General features: G+C 62.9%; 21 protein-coding genes. 6 read left to right on the top strand and 15 right to left on the bottom strand.

The features are described from left to right. Position 1 precedes the first annotated feature (1 nt). The 3 genes from gyrA (at position 2) to VGM61_RS01775 (ending at position 4,458) form a co-directional block, all read left to right on the top strand. Positions 2-2,614: a DNA gyrase subunit A gene (gene gyrA, locus VGM61_RS01785; RefSeq protein ID WP_331520993.1), complete on the top strand. Its 2,613-nt coding sequence runs from the start codon at positions 2-4 to the stop codon at positions 2,612-2,614. A gap of 145 nt (positions 2,615-2,759) precedes the next feature. After that, complete coding sequence (locus VGM61_RS01780; RefSeq protein ID WP_331520992.1) at positions 2,760-3,365, top strand: hypothetical protein; 606 nt, start codon at positions 2,760-2,762, stop codon at positions 3,363-3,365. A 181-nt stretch (positions 3,366-3,546) separates the two neighbouring features. After that, a complete protein-coding gene (locus VGM61_RS01775) occupies positions 3,547-4,458 on the top strand; it encodes a DnaJ C-terminal domain-containing protein (RefSeq protein WP_331520991.1) in 912 nt (303 codons plus the stop codon). 33 nt (positions 4,459-4,491) lie between these two features. Here VGM61_RS01775 and pilH read toward each other — a convergent pair whose 3' ends face one another. From pilH to VGM61_RS01735, 8 genes are all read right to left on the bottom strand, one after another. Further along, positions 4,492-4,857: a twitching motility response regulator PilH gene (pilH, locus tag VGM61_RS01770; protein ID WP_250622668.1), complete on the bottom strand. Its 366-nt coding sequence runs from the start codon at positions 4,855-4,857 to the stop codon at positions 4,492-4,494. 111 nt (positions 4,858-4,968) lie between these two features. Continuing rightward, positions 4,969-5,964 carry a YhdH/YhfP family quinone oxidoreductase gene (locus VGM61_RS01765; protein ID WP_331520990.1) on the bottom strand — a complete coding sequence of 332 codons (996 nt, stop codon included), beginning with the start codon at positions 5,962-5,964 and terminating at the stop codon, positions 4,969-4,971. 11 nt (positions 5,965-5,975) lie between these two features. Then, positions 5,976-6,575, bottom strand: coding sequence for a TIGR00730 family Rossman fold protein (locus VGM61_RS01760; protein WP_331520989.1), 600 nt, complete (start codon positions 6,573-6,575; stop codon positions 5,976-5,978). 76 nt (positions 6,576-6,651) lie between these two features. After that, positions 6,652-8,076 (bottom strand): dihydrolipoyl dehydrogenase, encoded by a 1,425-nt coding sequence (gene lpdA, locus VGM61_RS01755; RefSeq protein WP_331520988.1) that lies wholly within the window; start codon positions 8,074-8,076, stop codon positions 6,652-6,654. Between the two features lie 162 nt (positions 8,077-8,238). Next, positions 8,239-9,447, bottom strand: a complete 1,209-nt coding sequence (gene odhB, locus VGM61_RS01750; protein ID WP_331520987.1) for a 2-oxoglutarate dehydrogenase complex dihydrolipoyllysine-residue succinyltransferase — start codon at positions 9,445-9,447, stop codon at positions 8,239-8,241. Between the two features lie 7 nt (positions 9,448-9,454). Further along, on the bottom strand, positions 9,455-12,301 hold the full coding sequence (locus VGM61_RS01745) for a 2-oxoglutarate dehydrogenase E1 component (RefSeq protein ID WP_331520986.1): 2,847 nt from the start codon (positions 12,299-12,301) through the stop codon (positions 9,455-9,457). Positions 12,302-12,424: 123 nt separating this feature from the next. Continuing rightward, positions 12,425-12,904, bottom strand: coding sequence for a hypothetical protein (locus VGM61_RS01740; RefSeq protein WP_331520985.1), 480 nt, complete (start codon positions 12,902-12,904; stop codon positions 12,425-12,427). Between the two features lie 38 nt (positions 12,905-12,942). Continuing rightward, a complete protein-coding gene (locus VGM61_RS01735; protein WP_331520984.1) occupies positions 12,943-14,121 on the bottom strand; it encodes a cupin domain-containing protein in 1,179 nt (392 codons plus the stop codon). A gap of 86 nt (positions 14,122-14,207) precedes the next feature. On the opposite strand from VGM61_RS01735, the gene cysK reads away from it, so the two are divergent. Continuing rightward, complete coding sequence (gene cysK / locus VGM61_RS01730) at positions 14,208-15,149, top strand: cysteine synthase A (protein WP_331520983.1); 942 nt, start codon at positions 14,208-14,210, stop codon at positions 15,147-15,149. A 24-nt stretch (positions 15,150-15,173) separates the two neighbouring features. On the opposite strand, the gene purB is transcribed toward cysK, so the two are convergent. Continuing rightward, a complete protein-coding gene (purB, locus tag VGM61_RS01725; protein ID WP_331520982.1) occupies positions 15,174-16,541 on the bottom strand; it encodes an adenylosuccinate lyase in 1,368 nt (455 codons plus the stop codon). A gap of 118 nt (positions 16,542-16,659) precedes the next feature. On the opposite strand from purB, the gene VGM61_RS01720 reads away from it, so the two are divergent. Beyond that, positions 16,660-18,057 (top strand): class II fumarate hydratase, encoded by a 1,398-nt coding sequence (locus VGM61_RS01720; RefSeq protein ID WP_331520981.1) that lies wholly within the window; start codon positions 16,660-16,662, stop codon positions 18,055-18,057. A 118-nt stretch (positions 18,058-18,175) separates the two neighbouring features. Then, positions 18,176-19,099 (top strand): phosphodiester glycosidase family protein, encoded by a 924-nt coding sequence (locus VGM61_RS01715; protein WP_331520980.1) that lies wholly within the window; start codon positions 18,176-18,178, stop codon positions 19,097-19,099. Here VGM61_RS01715 and VGM61_RS01710 read toward each other — a convergent pair. The 6 genes from VGM61_RS01710 to VGM61_RS01685 form a co-directional block, all read right to left on the bottom strand. Next, positions 19,080-20,846 carry a hypothetical protein gene (locus VGM61_RS01710; protein ID WP_331520979.1) on the bottom strand — a complete coding sequence of 589 codons (1,767 nt, stop codon included), beginning with the start codon at positions 20,844-20,846 and terminating at the stop codon, positions 19,080-19,082. The genes VGM61_RS01715 and VGM61_RS01710 overlap by 20 nt on opposite strands. Positions 20,847-21,069: 223 nt before the next feature. Next, the gene (locus tag VGM61_RS01705; RefSeq protein ID WP_331520978.1) at positions 21,070-22,053 is read right to left on the bottom strand and encodes a hypothetical protein; all 984 of its coding nucleotides are present in this window, start codon (positions 22,051-22,053) and stop codon (positions 21,070-21,072) included. Next, positions 22,050-22,907, bottom strand: a complete 858-nt coding sequence (locus tag VGM61_RS01700; protein WP_331520977.1) for an ABC transporter ATP-binding protein — start codon at positions 22,905-22,907, stop codon at positions 22,050-22,052. Before VGM61_RS01700 ends, VGM61_RS01705 begins: the two co-directional genes overlap by 4 nt. Further along, entirely contained in the window at positions 22,904-23,284 is a 381-nt protein-coding gene (locus VGM61_RS01695; RefSeq protein ID WP_250622685.1) for a GntR family transcriptional regulator, read from the bottom strand. The genes VGM61_RS01700 and VGM61_RS01695 overlap by 4 nt, the downstream gene beginning before the upstream one ends. Positions 23,285-23,289: 5 nt before the next feature. Further along, entirely contained in the window at positions 23,290-23,619 is a 330-nt protein-coding gene (locus VGM61_RS01690; RefSeq protein WP_331520976.1) for a hypothetical protein, read from the bottom strand. Positions 23,620-23,646: 27 nt separating this feature from the next. Next, positions 23,647-23,874 (bottom strand): hypothetical protein, encoded by a 228-nt coding sequence (locus VGM61_RS01685; RefSeq protein ID WP_331520975.1) that lies wholly within the window; start codon positions 23,872-23,874, stop codon positions 23,647-23,649. Positions 23,875-23,995: the final 121 nt, after the last annotated feature.

The raw sequence follows: 23,995 nt of genomic DNA, 5'->3' as shown, positions 1-23,995 counted from the left end.
GATGGCAGAATTCGGTAACGAAATCATCCGCGTCAACATCGAAGACGAGATGCGGCAGAGCTACCTGGATTACGCCATGAGCGTGATCGTTGGCCGAGCCCTCCCCGATGTCCGCGATGGCTTGAAGCCGGTTCACCGGCGTGTCCTTTTCGCGATGAACGAACTGGGCAACGTCTGGAACAAGCCCTACAAGAAGTCGGCCCGCGTGGTCGGTGACGTCATCGGTAAATACCATCCGCATGGCGATGCCTCGGTGTATGACGCCATCGTCCGCATGGCCCAGCCCTTCTCGCTGCGCTACATGCTGGTCGACGGCCAGGGCAACTTCGGTTCGGTCGACGGCGACAACGCCGCGGCCATGCGATACACCGAAGTGCGCATGTCGCGCCTTACGCACGAGTTGCTGGCCGACATCGACAAGGACACCGTCGACTTCGGTCCCAACTACGATGAAAGCGAACACGAGCCGCTGGTATTGCCCGCGCGCGTGCCCAACCTGCTGGTGAACGGTTCGGCCGGTATCGCGGTGGGCATGGCCACCAATATCCCGCCGCATAACCTCACCGAGGTCATCAACGCCACCATCGGGCTCATCGACGACCCGTCGCTCGGTGTCGACGACCTCATGAAGTTCATCCCCGGCCCTGATTTTCCCACCGCCGGCATCATCAACGGCGCCGCGGGCATCGTGGAGGCCTACCGCACCGGTCGTGGCCGCGTGCTGGTGCGCGCGAAGGCGGAGATCGAAACCGAGGCCAACGGCCGCGAGACGATCATCGTCCACGAGCTTCCCTACCAGGTGAACAAGGCGCGCCTGATCGAGAAGATCGCCGAGCTGGTGAAGGAAAAGAGGCTCGAGGGCATCAGCGAACTGCGCGACGAGTCCGACAAGGACGGCATGCGCGTGGTCATCGAGATCCGCCGCGATGCCATGGGCGACGTGGTGCTGAACAACCTGTTCCAGCAGACGCAGCTGCAGGTAACGTTCGGCATCAACATGGTGGCCCTGCTCGACGGCCAGCCGCGCCTGTTGAACCTCAGGGAAATTCTCGACGCCTTCATCCGCCATCGCCGTGAAGTGGTGACGCGCCGGACGATCTTCGAACTGCGCAAGGCACGTGCCCGTGCGCATATCCTGGAAGGCCTCACCGTTGCGCTGGCCAATATCGACGCGATGATCGAGCTTATCCGCGGTTCGGCCTCGCCTGGCGAAGCCCGCGAGCGCATGGTCGCGCGCAAGTGGGATCCAGGCATGGTGCGCACCATGCTCACCGCCGCGGGGGCTGAATCCTCCCGTCCGGAGGAACTTGATCCGCGCGATGGCCTGAAAGACGACGGCTACCAGCTATCCGAGGTACAGGCCACCGAAATTCTGGCCATGCGCCTGCATCGCCTCACGGGCCTCGAGCAGGAGAAACTCTCCGACGAATATCGCCAGGTGATGGAAGCCATCGGCAAACTCATCGAGATCCTCGAGCGTCCCGAGCGACTTCTTGAAGTGATCCGTGGCGAGCTGGAATCCATCCGCGAGGAATACGGCGATGCACGCCGTACGCTGATCCAGCATTCGCAGGAAGACCTCAACGTCCTTGATCTCATCGCACCGGAAGACGTAGTAGTTACGCTTTCGCATTCCGGTTACGTCAAGCGCCAGTCGGCAAGCCTGTATCGGGCACAGCGTCGCGGGGGCCGTGGCCGTTCGGCCTCGGCGCTGAAAGACGAGGATTTTGTCGAGCAGCTGTGGGTGGTCAATACCCACGACACCCTGCTTACCTTCACCAGCACCGGCCGCGTGTACTGGCTGAAGGTGTACCAGATGCCCGAAGCGGGCCCCGGCGCCCGCGGCAAACCCATCGTCAACCTGTTGCCGCTGGGTGAGGGCGAGAAGGTGCAGGCCGTGCTTCCGGTGCGCGAATACACCGAGGATCGCTTCGTCTTCTTTGCCACCCGCAAGGGCACGGTGAAGAAAACCCCGCTCACCGAATTCGCCTTCCAGTTGCAGAAGGGTAAGATCGCCATCAACCTTGATGACGGCGATGCGTTGGTGAACGTGGCGCTGACCGACGGCAACAGCGATGTGTTGCTGTTCGCCTCCAACGGCAAGACGGTGCGATTCGACGAATCTTCCGTGCGTTCGATGGGCCGCACCGCCACCGGTGTGCGCGGCATGCGCCTGGCCGACGACAGCACCGTGGTATCGCTGATCGTGGCGCAGGAAGGCGACATCCTCACCGCCACCGAACGTGGTTACGGCAAACGCACGCAGCTCGCGGAATTCCCGAAGAAGGGCCGTGGTACCCAGGGCGTGATCGGCATCCAGTGTTCCGAGCGCAATGGCGGTCTGGTGGCTGCGGTGCAGGTTACCGATGCACACGAGTTGATGCTTATCTCCAACCAGGGCACCCTGGTGCGCACGCGCGTAGCCGAGGTATCTCAGTTGGGTCGCAACACGCAGGGTGTTACCCTGATCAAGCTGCCGTCGGATGAGAACCTGGTGAGCGTGGTGCGCCTGGATGCCGAGGAAGACAACGGTGAGTTGGCCGTTGATGGAGAGGCTGGCGAGATTCCGGCAAGTGATTCCATGCCTGCACCGGGAAGCGACGAGGTCCATTAAGTGATGCATCGGGCCCTGTCGATCGGACCCGAATGTTTCTCCAAGTTATGCCGGAGGGCATCTCAGGATGCCTTCCGGCATTTTTGTTGGCGGCCCGAGGAATTACAATGCCCATGAGCCTAGCCAGCACCTCAAGGAGGAGGTCATGTCTTATCCCTACTATGATGATGTCGAGATGCGCAGCCGCTCGCCATCGTCCGAACCCGAACCCGAACCGACATTGCCTGAGGTGAACGCCGGCAAGACTCTCTCCGGAGAGGGCACGCCAGTCGCGCTCGTCGAACGGGCGGCACGTCTTCCCCGTGAGGCCTACGGTGGCACCAATGATTGCGGGATCAGGTCGATGGCGGGGGCCCATGGGATCGATCCAAGTGAACTTCTCATGGACGCCAATAGTCGTAACCCTGTTATGGCCCGTGAGCAGTGGGACCACCACGAGCGGAACATGTCGACCAGGGAGGAATATCTCGATACGGCCCAGCGTGCTGGCCGGCCCGTTACTTACGAGGCCAGTTCCAACTTCCTCCGGCTTCCACCACGAGGCCAGGCCGCCGTCGTGGTGACTGAACAGCACGCGCGTGTGATGGCTCGCAGTGAGTCTGGCAACCACGCCGCGCATGTCGACTTCCAAGCCGGTACGCGTCAGCCGTTTCGAGTTAACCGGCTGCCCGACGCGCATGCAGACCGTGTCAACCAGCATGCGTTCATGCACGGCCCCTCGCGTCGCCGAGATCCTTCGCCCGAGCGTTGAATCGTCTTCGCCCGGAGGAAATATCGTCCGCCTCCGGGCATTGCAAAGTGATCCATCTGGGCCAATATTGCAGTAATTGGTGGCGGGATGGGTCCCGCCGTCGTGCAGTTTGGCTCCTCCATTGCGCAGCTTGTTCACGACGGCCGCCGCAGGATGGTGCCCATGAGCGCCGGGAGACGCTGTGGAGTTCAAGGATTACTACAAGGTGCTCGGGGTCGAGCCTGACGCCAGCGACGCCGAGATCAAGGCGGCGTATCGCAAGCTTGCGCGCAAATACCACCCCGACCGCAGCAAGGAACCGAACGCCGAGGAGCAATTCAAGGCGATCAACGAGGCCAACGAGGCACTGAAAGACCCTGAAAAGCGTCGGGCCTACGACCAGGTCCGGGCCGGCGGTTACCGTCCGGGTGAGCAGTTCCGGCCGCCGCCGGGCTGGGGCCAGCAGGGCCAGGGTTTCGACTTCGGCGACATGGGTGGTGCCGGCGGTGGGGATTTCAGCGACTTCTTCGAGAGTCTTTTCGGGCGCGGCCGGGGCGGCGGAGGTGCACAGCAGGCCCGTCGAGGTCGTGACATCCAGGCCCAGATCGATACCGACATCCAGACCGCCTTCAGTGGCGGCAAGACGCGCGTGGCGCTCAATGGCGCCTCCGGTGGCGATCGCGTGCTTGAAGTCCGGATTCCTGCGGGTATCCAGCCGGGGCAGGTGATCCGCCTGGCCGGGCAGGGGCATCCGGGGGCCGGCGGTGGCCCATCCGGTGACCTTCTACTCGAAATCGGCATTAAGGACGACCCGCGGTTCCGCCTGGCTGGGCACAACGTGCATTCGACCCTGGCGATCGCTCCGTGGGAAGCCTCCGAGGGCGCCACGATAGCCGTGCCGACCTTGGGCGGCAGCGTGGATCTGCGTATACCTGCGGGCTCGCAGGGCGGTCGCAAGCTGCGGTTGAAGGGGCGTGGCATGCCCGGTGGCGCCCATCCGGGCGACCAGATCGTCACCCTGGAAGTGCGCGTGCCGGAAGCTGTGAACATCGAGCAGAAAGCGGCGTTGAAGGCCTACCGCGAGGCGTTTGCGGACTTCAATCCCCGGGCCTGAGCATCGGTGTCTTTTGACCGGAGTTTTTGCCGGTCAACCCGGCAATAATTCTTTCAGGGTCGAAACGAGCTCTTCTTCCTTGATCGGCTTCACCACATAGGCCTTGGCGCCCTGGCGCATGCCCCATACCTTATCGGTGTCCTGGTCCTTGGTGGTCACCAGCACGATGGGGATGTGGGCCGTGGTCGGCTCCTTGGAGATGGTGCGCGTGGCCTGGAACCCGTTGAGGTTGGGCATGACCACATCCATCAGGATGAGGTCGGGGAGTTCGCGTTTGGCCGCTTCCACGCCGGCGGCACCATCTTCGGCGGTGAGCGCCTCATGCCCGAGTTTCTCGACGATGCGCTTGATGCCAAGCAGTTGCGACGGCGAATCATCGACGATCAGGATACGGGCCATGCATTTTCCCCAGGGACGCTGTGTTCCGGTGGCCAATCGCGACTTCTTGCGATCGGCCAGTCCGGTGGTGATTAGTATTTCCTGAGCATTCTACGGGTCGTGGCGGATTCATCAATCCTCAGCTACCCGCACCACGGTGCGACCGAAGGATTGGCCCTCCAGCATGCCCTCGAATACACCCGGGAGTTCGTCCAGGGTGATTTCCCGGGTGACGATAGTGTCCAGGTGAAGTGGTTTCCAGTCCCCTGCCAGACGGCGCCAGACTTCTTCGCGGATATCCCGGGCGGTGCCGGCCGAAGCAATGCCCAGCAGGCTAACGCCGCGGATGATGAAGGGCATGACAGTGGTGGGGAGCGCGGGACTGCCGGCCAGCCCGCAACTGGCGACATTGCCATACGGCACGATCAGCGGCAGCAGGCCCGACAGCATGTCGCCGCCGACGTTGTCGAGCGCGCCGCCGAAGCGGCCCGAATCAAGCGGCTTGCCTGAGAACTGAAGATGGTGACGGTCGATGCATTGGGTAGCGCCGATGCCTTTGAGGAAATCAAAGCGGTCCGCCTTGCCGGAGATCGCGTGAACCTCGAAGCCGGCCCGGGTGAAGATGTCGGTCGCCAACATGCCCACGCCGCCGGTGGCGCCGGTGACGGCGATCGGGCCCATGGACGGGGCCTGGCGGTTATCGAGCATCCGCAGCAGCGAGAGTGCCGCGGTGAAGCCGGCGGTGCCCAGGGCCATCGCCTCGCGGGTGGTGAGGCCGGCCGGTAGCGGTATCGTCCACAGGGCGGGCAGCTTGATGTATTCGCCATAGCCGCCGTCGCGCGTCTCGGACAGCCCGCTGCCAGTACACAGCACGGCGTCGCCCTCGCCGAATGCAGGATCTGTCGAGGACACCACGCGGCCAGCGACATCGATGCCGCCGTTGAGCGGGAACTGGCGGAGGATCTTCCCCTTGCCGGTGCCTGCCAGCGCGTCCTTGAAGTTCACCGACGACCACTCGACTTTGACCAGTACTTCGCCGTCAACGAGGTCTGCGACCGAGATGTCGGCACGTCCGGCGCGATAACCGCTGGCGTCGTTGTTGATGCGGAAAGCGCGGAATTTTTTCATTGTCCCGTTCCTCAGGCGTGGTCGCCCGCTTCGCCAGGCAGCCATTTGGGTGTGTACACGGCTTCGTAGTTTTCCATCCACGTGAACATCGCTTGGGCGTCTTCGCCGAACCAGAGCGATTCGCGCTGCTCGGCGCGGACGAAGCCTTCTTCCACCATGTGGTCGATGCCTTGTTCCAGTGGCGTGTAGAAACCCCGTGTGCCAAGGAAGGCGCAGGGATAAGTATGCAGGCCCAGTTGCGCCCAGGTGAGCATTTCGAACATTTCATCCAGCGTGCCGAAGCCGCCGGGCAGGGCGACGAAGGCATCGGAGAGCTCGTACATGCGTGTTTTGCGCTCATGCATGGTTTCCACCACGTGCAGCTCCGTAAGGCCGGTATGGCCTACTTCCTTGTCCATGAGGTGACGCGGGATGACTCCGATGGCACGGCCGCCGGCGGCCAGCACGCCGTCGGCTACCTTGCCCATCAGGCCGACGCGACCACCGCCATAGACCAGTGCCGTGCAGCGGCGGGCGATTATTTCACCGAAGGCGAATGCGCGTTCGGCGTACTCGGGCCGCGTGCCCGCGCTGGAACCACAATAGACGCAAAGCGAAGCGATGGTGTGCATGGCATGTCCTGTCGCTTGAAAACGAAAAGGCCCGCCCATGTCGCCACGAGCGGGCCTTGTTGTGCTGCCGGGGCGATCAGTTGCCCTTGTGGATGGCGCGTTTGTCCACCGCAAGCGCCGCCTCGTGCACCGCTTCGGAAAGGGTCGGGTGCGCGTGGATGATGCGGGCGAGGTCTTCGGAAGACCCCTTGAACTCCATGGCCACTACGCATTCGGCGATCAGTTCGGATACACCCGGGCCGACCATGTGCACGCCCAGGATGCGGTCGGTTTCAGCGTGGGCGAGCATCTTCACCTGGCCGATGGCTTCGTTCATGGCCACGGCGCGGCCGATGGCGGCGAAGGGGAAGCTGCCGGCGCGGTAGGGAATGCCTTGGTCCTTGAGTTCTTTTTCCGTCTTGCCGGCCCAGGCGATCTCGGGCTCGGTGTAGATCACCCAGGGGATGCTGTCGTAGTTGACGTGACCTGACTTGCCGGCGATCCACTCGGCCACCGCCATGCCTTCCTCGAAGCCTTTGTGCGCCAGCATCGGGCCGCGCACGGCATCGCCCACCGCCCAGACGCCATCGACGCCGGTGTGGCAGTGCTCGTCGACCACGATGCGACCGCGCTCGTCGAGCTTCACCCCGACATCGTCTGCCAGCAGGCCATCGGCGTAGGCGCGGCGGCCCACGGCCACCAGCAGCTTGTCGACGACGAGGTCGTGGTCGCCATCCTTGTCGTTGTAGGTAAGGTGAACCTCATTGCCCTTGACCTGGGCTTTGGACAGCTTGGCGCCGAGCTTGATATCCAGGCCCAGCTTGCCAAATTCCTTGAAGGCGATCTTGGCGATGTCGGCGTCCGCGGCGCCGAGGAAATCCGGCAATGCTTCGATCACGGTGACTTCGGCGCCAAGGCGACGCCACACACTGCCCAGTTCCAGGCCGATCACGCCCGCGCCGATCACGCCCATGCGCCGGGGCACTTCGGTGATGTCCAGGGCGCCGGCATTGTCGATGATGTACTTGTTGTCGAACTTGGCGAACGGCAGCTCGATGGGCACGGAGCCGGTGGCCAGCACCACGTTGGTGGCGCTGATGGTCTGCGTGGCGCCGTCGTTGCCGGTGATCTCGACGTTGTTGCCCTTGAGCAACTTGCCCTTGCCGAAGTAGCTGACGATCTTGTTGGCCTTGAACAACTGGGCCACGCCGCCGGTGAACTGCTTGACGATTTTATCTTTGCGGCCGATGAAGGTGCCCAGGTCGACCTTGGCATTTTCAACGGTGATGCCGTGCACGGGCAGGTTGTGCGCGATGTTATAGAACTGCTTGGACGAATCGAGCAACGCCTTGGAGGGGATGCAGCCCACATTGAGGCAGGTACCGCCCAGCGCAGCCTTGCCGTCCTTGCCGACGAAGGCATCGACCACGGCGGTTTTCAGGCCCAGCTGCGCGGCGCGGATCGCGGCGTGGTAGCCGGCGGGGCCGCCGCCGATGACGATGACGTCGAATGTGTCGGACATGGGTTACTCATCCTTTGGCAGGGATCGACGGGCGTTGGGGCCTGTCGCTTTCTGCTTTGTAAATGGGGTGAAAGCTCAATTTTTAAAGGTTTTGCGATGACCTTGCGCTTTATGGCGCAACGGTCATCGCCAAGGCCAACCCTTGCCTATTTTGCTTTTGGGTCAGAGACCCAAAAGCATGCGCTGCGGATTCTCAAGCTGGTTCTTGATGTCCACCAGGAACAGCACCGCGTCGCGGCCGTCGATGATGCGGTGGTCGTACGACAGCGCGATGTACATCATGGGCGCCGCGATCACCTGGCCGTTCTCGACGATGGCGCGTTCCTTGATCGTGTGCATGCCCAGGATCGCGCTCTGCGGCGGGTTCACGATGGGCGTGGACAGCAGCGAGCCGAAGGTGCCGCCGTTGGTGATGGTGAAGGTGCCGCCCTGCAGGTCGTCCAGGCCGAGCTTGCCGTCGCGTGCCTTCTTGGCGAAATTCAGGATGCCCTTCTCGACATCGGCGAAGGACATGTCCTGCACGTCGCGCAGTACCGGCGTGACCAGGCCCTTCTCGGTGGAAACGGCGATGGAGACGTCCTGGTAGCCGTGATAGATGATGTCGCTACCGTCCACCGAGGCGTTGACCACGGGGTAGCGCTTGAGCGCTTCGGTGGCCGCCTTGACGAAGAAGCTCATGAAGCCGAGCTTCACGCCGTTGGCCTTCTCGAACGATTCGCCGAGCGTTTTGCGCAGTTTCACCACTTCAGCCAGGTTCACTTCGTTGAACGAGGTGAGCATGGCGATGGAGTTCTTCGACTGCATCAGGCGCTCGGCGATGCGCGAGCGGATGCGGGTCATGGCCACGCGCTCTTCCGGACGCGAACCCGGGGTGGGTTTGGCGGCCGGTGCCGCCGGGGCCGAAGCACCACCGGACTTGCCATAGTTGACCAGGTCTTCCTTGGTGACGCGGCCATCGCGGCCGGTACCGGCAACCTTTGCCGGGTCGATTTTCTCTTCCTCGGCGACGCGGCGGCCGGCGGGCGAGAGTTCATCGGTATTGCCGGGCTTGGCGGCCGGTGCCGCGGTCTTCTCGGCTTTCGGTGCCTCGGCCTTGGCGGATGCGGCTTCCTTCGCCGGTGCGGCTGCGGATGCGCCTTCCTCGATCACGGCAATCAGCTGCTGGCTGTTGACCGTGGTGCCTTCAGGGTGCTTGATCTCCTTGAGCACGCCGTCGACGGGCGAGGGCACTTCCAGCACGACCTTGTCGGTTTCCAGGTCCACCAGGTTCTCGTCGCGCTTGACGGCTTCACCCACCTTCTTGTGCCAGGTGGCAATGAGCGCGTCGGAAACCGACTCGGGCAGGACGGGAACTTTGACTTCGATGGACATGCTTGCCTTACTCCGCTGCGTGATCGGTGCCGACGGGCGCTACAAGCGCCTGTTCGACAAGGGCCGCCTGTTCGGCGACGTGGGTGTTCAAATGGCCGGCAGCCGGCGCCGGTGAGCGCGCGCGGCCGGCGTAGGTAAGGCTTTGTTTGGTATCGACACAGGCCTGCAGGTGATGCCGGATCTGGAACCAGGCGCCCTGGTTCATGGGTTCTTCCTGGCACCAGATGACTTCTTTTGCACCGGTGTATTTGGCAAGCTCCGCGGATACTTCGGCACGCGGGAAAGGATACAGCTGCTCGACGCGGACGATGGCGACATCCTTCAGGCCGCGCTTGCCGGCGTCGTCGAGCAGGTCGTAATAGACCTTGCCCGAGCACAGCACCATGCGCTTGACCTTCTTGTCGGCAAGTTTCTGCTGGTCGCCGATGACAAGCTGGTACTGGCCCGTGGCCAGTTCATCCAGCGAAGACACTGCCAGCTTGTGGCGCAGCAGGGACTTTGGCGTCATCACGATCAGCGGCTTGCGCACCGGGCGCACCAGCTGACGGCGGATCATGTGGAAGGCCTGGGCCGGCGTGGTGGGCACGCAGACCTGCATGTTCTCCATCGCGCACAGCTGCAGGAAGCGCTCCAGGCGCGCGGACGAATGCTCCGGGCCCTGGCCTTCGTAGCCGTGGGGCAGGAACAGGGCCAGGCCGCACAGGCGGTTCCACTTCGCTTCGCCGGAGCTGATGAACTGGTCGATCACCACCTGCGCGCCGTTGGCGAAGTCGCCGAACTGGCCTTCCCAGATGCCCAGCTGATCCGGTGAGGTGGTGGCCTCGCCGTATTCGAAGGCCATCACGGCTTCTTCGGACAGCAGCGAATCGATCACATCAACCAGCGCGCCCTTGCGCACTTTCGACAGCGGCAGGTAGGTGTTGTCTGAGTTCTGGTCGTGCAGCACCGCATGGCGGTGGAAGAAGGTGCCGCGGCCGGCATCCTGGCCGACCAGACGCAGGTCGTGGCCTTCGTCGATCAGGCTGGCGTAGGCCAGGTTCTCGGCAAAGCCCCAGTCGCCCGGCAGTTCACCCGCGGCCATCTTGCGGCGGTCTTCGTAGATCTTCGCCACGCGCGGATGCAGCGTGATATCGGTGGGGATATCAAGGATGGTGGCGCTGAGCTCGGCCAGCTTCTTGCGGTTGACGCCGGTGTCGGCGGGAGTGGCGAGCGTGTTGCCAGCGAAACGGGCCCAGTCGACGGGAATGTCGCGGTCGGGGGTTTCGTCCAGCGCGATCAGCGAGCCGCCAGCCTCAAGGCGCGCACGGTAGTCGTCGAGCATCTTCTGGCCATCGTCGGCGCCGATCACATTGCCGGCGACCAGTCGCTGGGCGTAGAGATCGCGGGTGGTCGCGCGCTTGCGGATCACCTGGTACATCAGCGGCTGCGTGGCGGCGGGCTCGTCGGCCTCGTTGTGGCCGTGGCGGCGGTAGCAGACCAGGTCGATCACCACATCTTTCTTGAATTCCTTGCGGAATTCATAGGCCAGCCGGGTGACCTGCAGCACCGCTTCCGGATCGTCGCCGTTCACATGCAGCACCGGCGCATTGACCATCTTGGCAAGGTCGGTGCAGTACAGCGTGGAACGGGCGTCCTCCGGCTTGGACGTGGTGAAACCCACCTGGTTGTTGATCACGATGTGCAAGGTGCCGCCGATGGCGAAACCACGCGCCTGCGACATGTTCAACAGTTCCATGCCCACGCCCTGGCCGGCGAAAGCGGCATCGCCGTGCACAAGCACGGCCAGCGACTGACGGCGTTCGGCATCGCGGCGGCGCGACTGGCGCGCGTGCACTGACCCGGCTACCACGGGGTTGACGATTTCCAGGTGCGACGGGTTGAAGGCCAGTGCCACATGCACGCCACCGTTGGGCGTTTTGACGTCGGCGGAAAAACCCATGTGGTATTTCACGTCGCCGGAGTGGTGCGGATCGTCCGGGTGGTCGAACTTGCCTTCGAATTCATTGAAGAGCTGGTGCGGCGGCTTGCCCAGGATGTTCACCAGTACGTTCAGGCGGCCGCGATGGGCCATGCCGATGATGATTTCGCGCATGCCATTGTCGCCGCCGGCACGCACGACATCGTCGACCATGGGGATCAGGCTGTCGCCGCCTTCCAGCGAGAAGCGCTTCTGGCCGACGTACTTGGTATGCAGGTAGCGCTCAAGGCCCTCGGCGGCGGTGAGCGCCTCCAGTAGGCGGACCTTTTCCTTCTTGTCGAACCCGGCGTCGGCGTTGGCCTTTTCCAGCCTTGAGTAGATCCAGCGGCGCTGGTCATGGTCGCTGATGTACATGAATTCGGCACCGATGGTGCCGGTGTAGACCTTCTTCAGCCGCGCCAGCAGCTCGCGCAACACCAGGCGCTGACCGCCGCCGGCGTAGGTGCCGCAGTCGAATTCGGTGTCAAGGTCGGACTCGCTGAGCCCGTGGAAGGCCAGGCCCAGGTCCGGTGCTTCCATCTTGGTGGCAAGGCCGAGCGGATCCAGGTCGGCGGCCAGATGGCCGCGAGAACGATAGGCGGTGAGCAGGCGGATGACGCCGGCCTGCTTGCGGGCGTGGGCGTCGTCGCCGGCGCTGACCGCGGGGGCGGCGGTGGAGCGGCGCTGGCGCTGGGCTGCCTCGATGCGCGCGATGGCGGCCGAGTGGGGGGTGTCCCCGGCCTCGCGGCCCTTGAATGCCCTGAAATAACCGTCCCATTCAGTGGAGACGGAGGAAGGATCCGCCAGCCAGAATTCGTACATTTGCTCGACGTAATCGGCGTTACCGCCGGCGAGCTGGGAAGAATCGAAAAACTCGCGGATCAGGTTTGTGCTCACGTCACCACCGGCCAACACGATAAGGATGGCCGCCAAGCTAGCTGTGTGGGGCAGGCTGGCGGCATAAAGAATTCCTTAAGTATAGCTCCCCCGTGCTGCGGCGCGCCAACTTTGAGACACCGTTTACAGGTCGATCCGGCGCAGTTCCGCTGCCGGTTGGGAGCGTTCCCACATGGCATCGAAATACGCCTGTAAACGTGCGCGTTCACCTACTTCCCCGGCGGGCCCGCGGGTGTCGTGCCGCGAGGCCTCGGGCCTGAACAGCAGGCCACCGGCGTCGACGACGGTGTAGGCGGATGCGTAGGCGCGGTCCACGGCTTCCGATGGCACCCGAATGGACATCGCACTGGACATGCGCTGGACCAGGGCAAGCAGGCGGGGTGCCTCCACCTGCAGCCGCGAGGCGTCCTGCACCAGGATGCGGACCTGCGCACCGCGGCCAGACACAGCAAGCGATCGCAGGGCATCCAGCACGGCTTCGTCATCGTGGACCTCGCCATCCAGGCGGTGTTCGAGGATCGATGCTTCGTGCCGGGCGCTGGCCAGGAGCCTGGCTAATGCGGCCGCCCTCATAGGGGCGGAGGCGATGGGTTCGGCGGCCATGCTTGCTCCTGGCGTTGGGGCGGTGAGGTGGGGGTGGGTTAGCGACCGCGGGAAGGGACCAGGACGCCATCGTTGACCAGGGCCAGCAGGACATCGACGTCCGCACCGTCAAGGGACTTGGCATCAACCCGTGGTTTTGCGCACACGGCGCGTGCGAAGCCGGTGTTGGTGTCGTAGGCATGGCCGCTGGCAAACAGACGCGCATGGCGGCCATGGCGGACCCATGCCAGTCGCGCCCAGGGATGGCGAAGGAATTCACGTCCGGCCGCAAGGTGTTTTTCCAGGGCCGCGACAGTCATCGCCCGTGCCGGTCCCGCGACCGTCTGCGCGCTTCGGTACCGGGTGATGAATCGGCCGAACCAGTCCGCCAGCGTGTCATCGTCGAGGGTCGAGGCAGTGGGCACGGCAGCGCGGACCCGGTCCAGCGAGGCCTTGTCAATCTCGCCTGCCGCCGTGGCGGGGGCAAGGTCCGGATCGGTGTAGCGATCTTCGTCGGCAAGGCGTTCGGCGATGAAGTCGGCCAGATCGCCGGTCAGCTCCGCCTTCGACGGTGCGCGCATGCCGATCGAGAGCGTCATGCAGTTGCCCACGGCCACGCCATCGTGTGGCACGCCCGGTGGCAGGTACAGCATGTCGCCGGGCTCCAGCAGCCACTCATGAGTGGGTTCGAAGCTCGCCAGTTGCTTCAGCTCGATATCGGGGCGGAAGTCCTTCGGCGCGCCAGGATCGTTGCTTATGGCCCAGTGGCGCTGGCCGATGCCCTGCAACAGGAACACGTCGTACTGGTCGACATGGGCCCCCACGCCGCCGCCATCCTCGGCATAGGACACCATCACATCGTCCACGCGCCAGCTGGGCAGGAAGGCGAAGGCATCGAGCAGGGCGGCGACGTCCGCGTCCCATTTGTCCACGTCCTGCACCAGCAGGGTCCAGCCGCGGGACGGCGTTGAGGCGAAATCTTCCTCCTTGAACGGTCCGCTGCGCATGGTCCACCGGTCGCGCTTTTCATCATGAGTGATCAGCCGGGCGAGCACGGCATCTTCCATCGCCAGACCCGCCAGGTCGTCGGGCTGCAGCGGTGGCTGGAAGCCCGGGAAAGCGTTACGGATCAAAAGGGGGCGTTTCTGCCAGTAGTCGCGCAGGAACTCGGCGGGGGACATGCCCAGGCGCTGTCTGGTGTCGCCGCGCGCTTCGATCGGTAGGGAGGTTTTGGCCATGCCTTTCATTCTAGCCGTTGGACCGATTGCCCCGGGAGCATGATGCGGCGCAATATCGGTGGTCCACGTCCCTGCGGAAAGCGACCATGATCTACGAAAGCATCCTGGACACCATTGGCAACACGCCGGTAGTGAAGCTGCATCGGCTGGCTCCTGCCGGCATCACCCTGTATGCCAAGGTGGAAGCGTTCAACCCTGCCGGATCGGTGAAGGATCGCCTGGCCCTGGCGATCATCCTTGACGCGGAGAAGACCGGCGCGATCAAGCCCGGACAGACGGTAGTGGAAGCCACCTCAGGCAATACCGGCGTGGCCCTGGCGGCGGTGTGCGCCGCCCGCGGCTATCCCTTCGTGGCGGTGATGAGCGAAACGTTCTCGATCGAGCGGCGCAAGCTGATCCGTGCCTACGGTGGCAAGGTGTTGCTGACGCCGGGCGCGGCTCGCGGCACTGGCATGGTGAAAAAGGCCCAGGAACTGGCTGAGAAACATGGCTGGTTCCTCGCCCGCCAGTTCGACAACCCGGCCAATCCGGCTTATCACCGCAGCACCACGGCAGCGGAGATCCTGCTCGACTTCGCCGGAAAACGGCTGGACTACTTCGTTACCGGGTGGGGTACCGGCGGCACCATGACAGGCGTTGGCGAAGTGTTGCGGGTGGCGCGACCGGACGTAAAGCTCATCGCCTGCGAGCCTGCCGGGGCTTCATTGCTCAACGGCAAGGAATGGCAGCCGCACAAGATCCAGGGCTGGACACCGGATTTCGTGCCTTCGGTACTCAACCGCGACGTGGCTTCGAAAGTGCTGACCGTTGACGATGTCGTGGCCCGTGACACGGCCCGCCGCCTGGCGCAGGAAGAGGGCATCTTCGTGGGCATCAGTGCCGGGGCCACGATGGCCGCTGCGCTGGACGTGGCCAAGGATGCTGGCGAGGGTGCCGTGATCCTTGCCATGCTGCCCGATACGGGCGAGCGGTATCTGTCCACCTTCCTGTTCGAGGGTGTGAACGAGGGTTCCGACGAGATCGATTGATCGCCCGGCCGGGCCTTTGAAGCGCTAGATGCCTTTTGCCAGTTCAGAAGCCAACCCCGTGTAGCTACCCGGGGTCATCTCCAGCAGTCGCTGCCTGGCTTGATCGGGAAGATCCAGCGAGCCAATGAACTCGCGCATGGAGTCGCGCGTGATGCCATGGCCGCGCGTAAGTGCCTTGAGCTGTTCATACGGCTCGGGCAGGCCGTACCGGCGCATCACCGTCTGCACCGCTTCAGCCAGTACTTCCCAGCTGGCATCGAGGTCGGTGGCCAGGCGGTCGGCATTGACGGTGAGCTTCCCTAAGCCCTTGCGCAGCGATTCCAGCGATACCAGCGTGTGCCCGAAGGCGGTGCCCAGGGCGCGCAGCACGGTGGAGTCGGTAAGATCGCGCTGCCAGCGGCTGATGGGGAGCTTCTCGGCGAAATGGCCAAGCAGCGCATTGGCCACGCCGAAGTTGCCCTCGGCATTTTCGAAGTCGATCGGGTTGACCTTGTGCGGCATGGTCGAGGAACCGACCTCGCCGGCCTTCAGCGCCTGGCGGAAATAACCCTGCGAGATATAACCCCAGATGTCGCGGGCCAGATCAATCAGGATCACATTGATGCGGCGGACGACATCGCAGAACTCCGCGATGCCGTCATGCGGTTCGATCTGGGTGGTATAGGCGTTGTAGGACAAACCAATCTGTTCGACGAAGCCCTTGGACAGCGCGCGCCAGTCCACTTCCGGGTAGGCCGCCACGTGCGCGTTGTAGTTACCCACCGCACCGTTGATCTTGCCGGGAATTTCCACTTCCACCAATTGGTCACGCTGGCGCACCAGGCGTGCCACCACGTTGGCCAGTTCCTTGCCGAGGGTTGTCGGCGAGGCGGTCTGGCCGTGCGTGCGCGAGAGCATCGGCAAGGAGGCATGCTGGTGGGACAGCGCACGCAGCGCGTCGATCACCTGGTCGAAGGCCGGCAGCAGTACCTCGTCGCGGGCGTCGCGGAGCATCAGTGCATAGGAGAGGTTGTTGATGTCCTCGCTGGTGCAGGCAAAGTGCACGAACTCCCGCGCCTGGGCCAGCGCGGCGTCATCGCCCATGCGCTCCTTGATGAAATACTCCACGGCTTTCACGTCGTGGTTGGTGGTGGCCTCGATGGCCTTGATGCGGGCGCCGTCATCGAGCGAGAACCCATCGGCAATGGCCAGCAGCTTCGCAGATTCCGCCTTGCCGAAGGCGGGCAGTTCCACGATGCCGGTGTTGGCGGCCAGGGTGAGCAGCCAGTGGATCTCCACGTGCACACGCCGGTGCATCAGGCCGTATTCGCTGAAGATCGGCCGCAGCGGCTCCACCTTGGAGGCGTAACGTCCGTCGAGCGGCGAAAGGGCGGTGAGGGCGGCATGCGACATGGCGGCGTCCAGGCGGTTTCGTGGGTCAGCCGGCGATTATACCTGTGCGGCCTCCACGCGGCTTTAGCCTGGGGCTGCCTATACTCGGTGCCATGCCAAATCCACAGGAACGCCCCGCATGACCAAGTTTCGCACTGAGCGCGACAGCATGGGTGAGTTGAACGTGCCGGCCGACGCGCTCTACGGCGCCCAGACCCAGCGCGCCGTCGACAATTTTCCCATTTCCGGCCTGCCCATGCCGCGTGAGTTCATCCGCGCCCTGGGCCTGGTCAAGGCGGCCGCCGCGGAAGCCAACGGCAAGCTTGGTTACCTGAAGAAGAAGCAGGTCAAGGCGATCCGCCAGGCCGCCGAGGCGGTAGCTGCCGGCCAATACGATGGTCATTTCCCGATCGATGTTTTCCAGACCGGTTCGGGCACCAGTTCCAACATGAACGCCAACGAGGTGATCGCGCATGTCGCGGCCCGGGCAGGCACGCCGGTACACGCCAACGATCACGTCAACTATGGGCAGAGTTCCAACGATGTGATTCCCACGGCCATCCAGGTGAGCGCCGCGCTCACCGTGCACGAGCACCTGTTGCCGGCACTGGCCCACCTTGGCAAGACCATCGACAAACGTGCCCGACAGCTTCGCAACGTGGCCAAAACCGGCCGCACGCATCTGATGGACGCCATGCCGGTGACCTTCGGCCAGGAACTGTCCGGCTGGTCGGCGCAGATCGCCTCGGCGCGCAAACGCATCGGCGATACGCTCGTGCGCGTGCAGCAGCTACCCCAGGGCGGTAGTGCGGTCGGCACCGGCATCAACGCTGATCCGAAGTTCGGACCCGCGGTGGCGCAGGAGTTGAAGCGACTGACTGGCGTGAAATTCGAATCGTCGGAGAATTTCTACGAAGGGATGTCGTCGCAGGATGCCGCGGTGGAACTCTCCGGCCAGCTGAAGACGCTGGCCGTGTCGTTGATGAAGATTGCCAATGATCTTCGCTGGATGAATTCAGGCCCGCTGGCCGGCCTTGGCGAAATCGAGCTTCCGGCGCTGCAGCCCGGGTCGTCGATCATGCCGGGCAAGGTCAATCCGGTGATCCCGGAAGCCACCGCGATGGTAGCGGCGCAGGTAATCGGCAACGATGCCACCATCACCATCGGCGGACAGTCGGGCAACTTCCAGTTGAACGTGATGTTGCCGGTGATCGCCTATAACCTGTTGCAGTCGATCCAGCTGCTGGCCAATGTATCGCGGCTGCTGGCCGACAAGGCCATCGCCGGTTTCACCGTGAACCGGGAGCGGATCAAATTGGCGCTGGATCGCAATCCCATCCTGGTTACCGCGCTCAATCCGGTGATCGGTTACGAGAAGGGTGCTGCGACGGCGAAGCAGGCATACAAGGAAGGTCGGCCGATCCTCGACGTGGCCGTGGAATCGACAGGATTGCCCCGAGAAGAGCTCAAGGAACTGCTTGACCCGCTCGAACTCACGCGTGGCGGCATCCGTGAAGGCAGTGGAGGCGGGGGCTGACGAGTGATGCGTAGTTATGACCCCTAAGACCGCGTTGACATTATCCGTATCCAAGCTTGAGCGACCGTCTGACGACATGCGACGCGACGGTGCGAACCCGCGGCTCGAGTTCGTTCCAATGCTTCTGAAAGTCGCCAACAGCTCGACTCATCGGGCAGCCATCTGCATCCAGGCGGCGTGGCGGACGAGGATGGTTCGTCGCCATATGGCTGTGACGGCCATGTGCCCTGGAATCATTCTGGTCCGCTTCGACGACGCGTCCAACGAGTGGTTGGCGTCTGCAGGATTCACATTGGGCGGCCAATCCGGCGTGTGCGCGAAGCACACGTTTTCATATGCCAGCGTTGACCAGCGCCGTCATATCGTTGGGCTCGGGGCATACGATGGCCTGGTTGAACCTGTCGATGTCATGCATGGCGATAAAACGACTGTCGCCCTGATCAATGGCGGTTTCTACAACATGGCAGGGCGCGCCGACGCTACCGCGGCATATCACGCCACGATAGGAGCAAGTCGAACGGCAGCCTGCTCCATGCCATCGCTCCATATACCCGAAGCCTACAAGAACGACTATGTCTATATCGAACTCGAGGACGGCTCATCAATGTTTGCCGCTCCCCAACTCGGCAAGAATGGGAACCCTATGTTCATGGAGGACCGGCTCAACAACCCAGCCTACCGCGTGCCTGCCGATTTTGATTTCGCCGATAGCTTCATTGCACCTGGCACGCTTCGTCACGCCGCCGATCGGAATCCACGATCAGCTGTTAGTTTACCGAGCGAGCCCGGCAGAGGCCGGGCTCGCCTTGTCGTAGGCCTGGCTAAAGCCCGGGGAGCCGACCAAGGCTACTCGCTTGTCGAATGGTCCCGGCTTGTCGCCCGAATCGACAGATTGGCATCTCCAGCCAATGCGTCGTTCAATCTCGACGGGGGTTTCTCAGCGTCGCTGGTTGTTCGTGACAAGAATCACCTACCCGTTGTGACGGCGCAGGCCACGCGCGGCAGGCCGGTGGCGAACGTCATCAAGGTTTCGATGCGCTGATCGCGTCTAGCGATCGACCGATCTGGAGTGCCGGCCCCGGCTGAGCCACCATGGCCAGCAGGACGTCAAGCTCGCTCGTGGCGAGTACGCCTTCGGCTACGTCGGTCTCAATGGCTACCGCCATCTCTTGCAGATCGTCCAGAGTCAACCATTCATCGTATTTCATGACGTTGGGACCCAAAAAAACTCTGTCACCTTTCAGAGCCATGGAAAGCATGGTTGCGGTGAGCCTGGAATGCTCAATTTCGGTCGCGGAGCCCCGGTAGCCCGTGGTGTGGTCAGTTACGAAGCGGTGGTAAGGCACGTGGCCCTGCCAACTGGCGTGGCGCTCGGGCGTAAACATATCCTTGTGTTCCAGGTAGATGGTTGGATGTCCCATCAAGGCCAGGGGCTCGAGCGCGCCGCTGCGCACGCCGATAATCGGTGCGGCGGTTTTCTCCAGCAGACGATTCATGAAGTACCACTGGTTTTCCCGGGGAGCAAGGATCGCCTTGCCGTTCGCATGAGCAGCCCAGAATCGGCCGATGTGCGGGCGATGCGCCGGCCGGTATTTGTGGCGATTAACGACCACGTCCAGGTTCTCCGCACCCCGTGCCTTGTTGATGAAAGTGTCCGCCACGAAATAGACCTTCCGGCCAGTTTTCTCAAGAGCCGTGGCAATCTGTTCGAACATGGCCGGCCGCGATATGGCCTCTGCTTCGCGTTGGGTGGGAAGCGGCCTGTCGGCTATCCACAGGCCGACGTCGCCGCACCCGATGCCTTGTTCTTTCATCACTCGCTCGACGAGCCCATCGATGATCTTTTGGTCGGTGGGCGAGACCATATTGCTTACGTATTGTTTAAACGATGCATGCTTGGCCTGGATGTCCTCAGGCCCGAGCCCCGCAAACTGTCGGCGAAGAATTTCGGTCGATACGGAGATGTGGAACACGTGCGTATCCGTTGCATCCATGCCAAGGGGAGAGTCGAATCCTTCAACGTGGGCAAAGTTACGCAAGGTCGCCGGATCGTCCAGCGTTTCACGGGCCGCACGCAGATCGCCGGCGAATCCGACCAGGGCAATGCGCTGCTCGGGATCGGCCTCTCCATTGGCTTCAAGCGCAGCCACCAGCACTCTATAGGCCTCGCGCGCATGGCTTTCTTCCGCGGCATCGCCTTGCGTAAAGGCCACCGAAATGCGCAGCCTCGGTTCAACCAGGGCCGCCAGGATCATTGAATATCGATCGCCCGTGGCGTACCCGGGAAGCATCAGATGGATGTCCTGACTGGGGTCGTCCAATAGCCCGGAGAATTCGTGATCACGTGCATGGGTGTAAGGCATGCCAATGCCTTGCTTAGGGTCCAGCCAGTTCTTCTGGTTCTCCAGAACGATTTCCATGGGGATGTTGATCGCTTTTTTGATAGCGGTCGATTGGGCCTGTCTGACGAATTCGGCGCCGATTTCACGCCGAACAGCAGATGCCCCGGCGGCGACTGAAGCGAATGCCTGCTGCATTTTCTTCTGTTCGGCCCGTGCTGTTCCCGGGTTATGGGCTGCAAAGAACGCAGGAAATACAGTTGTACGGGGCGCGAAGCAGGGCCATCCGGCTCGGCTGACGGAGGGATGGAAGCTGTCGTTCTGGATCGAGTTGGCGATCGCCCTGGGTGACAACGGGGTCGTAGGTTCCTTCCTGTTGAAGAGATCGCTCTCGGAAGCGTGTGTCTCGGGCAGCGAGGTTTGTTTCTGCAATGTGCCAATAGTCAGCATGACCATTCCTTTTGAAGAGGGTTTTATCCTGACCGTCGCGGTTGCGGTTTGCATTCAAGAAATGATCACGATTTCCACGATTCAGATCCTCTCGCCTGGCTTGTAGGCGCATTCACGACAAGACTTTCCTTTAGACATCGTCCTGCGAGCCTGGCTATACGTTCGGTGCATAAAAAAACCGCCGGCTAACCGGCGGTTTGGAAGCGTTTAGATTTCAGTTGCTTCAGGTGTCGTCGCGCCAGCGGCGGATCCAGATGGCTCCGGCGATCAGCGCCACCCCGCAGATCATGCCGATCCAGGCGGTACTGGTGCCCAGCGTGGCGTACAGGTTAGAGAGGCTCAGGAACTGCACCATCGGGTTGTCGGGGTTGTCCACGCCTTCCAGACCGATGCCCAGGCTGACGTTATTACCGGCATGGTGGGCGGCGGCGAACCAGCTACCGGGCCACACGCTACCCAACAGACGCGGCAGGAACTGGCTCCAGTAGAAGTTGCCCGAGGGGAGCAGGCCCATCAGCTGCACCCACCAGATCAGCACGCCGGTGACCACCGGGATCGCCACCGCCCACAGGAAGGGCTTGGACTTGGCCCAGGCCGAGCACAGCATCAGCCAGCCTACCGTCGGCAGCGCCCACAGGAAGTACATCGGGATGCTGGCAATCAGGTTGGCGATCACCCGGAATGGATGGGCCAGGGTCAACAGCTGCCACACGCCCAGGCCATGCATCGACAACACCGTGGCGTACATCAGCAGGGTAATGAGCCCGGCAACCACGCCGGTGACGAAGGCCACGGCGGGGGCGACGATGGTGGCGGCCAGCACCTTGGACAGCACCGTCTGTGTGTCGGTGATCGGCAGCGACTTCCAGAACAACAGGCTGCGGTCGCGGCGATCGTCGTACAGGGCGCCCAGGCAGTAGAAGAACACCACGAAACCCATGACCACCGAGATGATCGCGGTGGAAAACAGCATGGCCGTATCCAGGCCCATGCCCACCATCGCCAACTGCCGTTGGTCGAGCATCTTGCCCAATTCACGGATGGAGCTGCCGCCGAAGCGGAAGTTCTGCCCGGAGACGACTTCGCTTGCGATCAGGGTCATCAGGTTCAGCACCAGGAAGATGGCGCCGCCGATCAGGGGCGCACGGATGAAGCCACCCTTGTGTTCCCAGATTTCGCGTTTGACGAGCCAGTAGAGGGTGTTCATGCGTAGGTTCCCTTCATGGTGGCGACGAAGAGGTCGGCGATGGATGGCCGGCGCAATTCCCCGAGCGTGGACAAATGCCCGCGGTCGGCGTTATCGAACAGGAAGATGCTTTTGCCGAACACCTGCCGTTCGTCGAGCGGCTTGAGTGCGCGGGCCTCGGCGGCACGCTCGGCGCCCACCATCACTTCGCAGAAGCGCTCGCCCACGGCATCCATGTCGGCATCGAGCACGATGCGGCCGTCGCGGATGAACATCAGGTCGGTGAGGATGTTCTCGATCTCCTCCACCTGGTGGGTGGTGATCAGGATCGTCTTGTCCTCGTCGAAATAATCTTCCAGCAGGCTCTGGTAGAACTGCTTGCGATAGAGCAGGTCCAGGCCGAGTGTGGGTTCGTCCAGCACCAGCAGGCGAGCGTCGATCGCCATCACCAGCGACAGGTGCATCTGCACGATCATGCCCTTGGACATCTGCTTGACCTTCATCCGCGGGGTCAGCTTGGTCCGAGCCAGGAAGGCCTCGCACTTGGCACGGCTGAATCGCGGGTGCACGGCTTCGACGAAGTCCACCGCGTCTTTCACGCACAGCCAGCGCGGAAGTACCGCCACATCGGCGATGAAACACACCTGTTCCATCAGTTTGCCGCGGCTATGGCGCGGGTCCATGCCCAGCACGGAAAGCTCGCCATCGAAATCGGTCAGGCCCAGGATGGCCTTCAGCGCCGTGGTTTTGCCCGCCCCGTTGGGGCCGATCAGCCCCACGATGCGGCCGGACTGGATCTGGAAGCTGGCGCCGGCCAGCGCCCTGGCGTCCTTGTAAGTCTTGGACAGGCCGTTGGCACTGATGACGGTGCTCATGGGGTCTCCTTCGCGTTGCCGCCTTCGGGCAGGTCGCGCAGCAGGGTCTTGAGGTCCAGGCCAAGGCGCTGCAGTCGAGCCAGCACGATCGGCCACTCTTCGCGCAGGAAACGCTCCCGCTCGGATTTAAGCAGCGCCTCGCGAGCGCCATCGATAACGAACATGCCCAATCCCCTCCGTTTCTCAACCAGTTGTTCGTCGACCAGCTCCTGGTACGCCTTCGAGACGGTCAGCGGATTGATGGAAAAATCCGCTGCCACCTGGCGCACCGACGGCAGCGGGTCGCCCTCGTTCAGGGCGCCGTCCAGGATCATCGCCACTACACGTTCGTGTAGCTGGCGATAAATCGGGACGCTGTCGTTCCAGGTAACGGTCATATGGGTTATTCCTTGCCTGCGGGGCGAAGTGCCGTGCCAAACGAATAGTAGGGCATGGCCAGTTGTGATCCGATCAGTCCCAGCGCCTGGTCGCGTGCATCACGGGCCAGCGCGGTTGCGCCCGGGCTCCGGTGCAGTGCACCCGTCGCGCCCATCTGGGCTGCGGTGGGGCGGACCACGATGGTCTGGAACTGGGTGACGTTGATGCCGTCGATGACGCTGGCCAGCGGCTGGGCCGGGGCCGGGAATTCGATGTCTGCGGAGCGCAAGGCGAACAGGGTGGCTCCGACTAGCAGGGTCGAGACGGCCATGGCGATGGGGTTCGGCGCTTTCATGGGTGTTCTCCGCGGAAAGATGTTGCGTTACTCGGCGTCGGGGGTGACGACGATGGGGGCGAGCGTGGTGATCGTGGCGGTGACCGTCAGCGGGGCCAGGTCCGTCACTTCGATGCCGTTGATGTAGCGGGCGGCGGAAGCGGCAGCGATGTGGGCAACCGGGGCGGCGTAGTTGGTGGTGTCGCGGACGGCGGCGACGCTGGCGAAGGTGATTAGCAGTGAAGCAACGGCGGCGGTGGCGTTGATGCGGTTCATGGTGATGTCCTTTGGTGGTGATGTGGGTGACCGGTGTTGTAGTGAACTATAACACCATGTTTCGACCCGTCAAGGATTTTTTTTGAAAAGTCACCATGACTAATGGCCTATATGACCAAAG

It is taken from the genome of Pinirhizobacter sp. (genome assembly GCF_036499745.1).
GTDB lineage: Bacteria > Pseudomonadota > Gammaproteobacteria > Xanthomonadales > Rhodanobacteraceae > Pinirhizobacter.
Note: the sequence above shows the minus strand (reverse complement) of the source record. Positions and strands in the feature narration are given on the sequence as shown.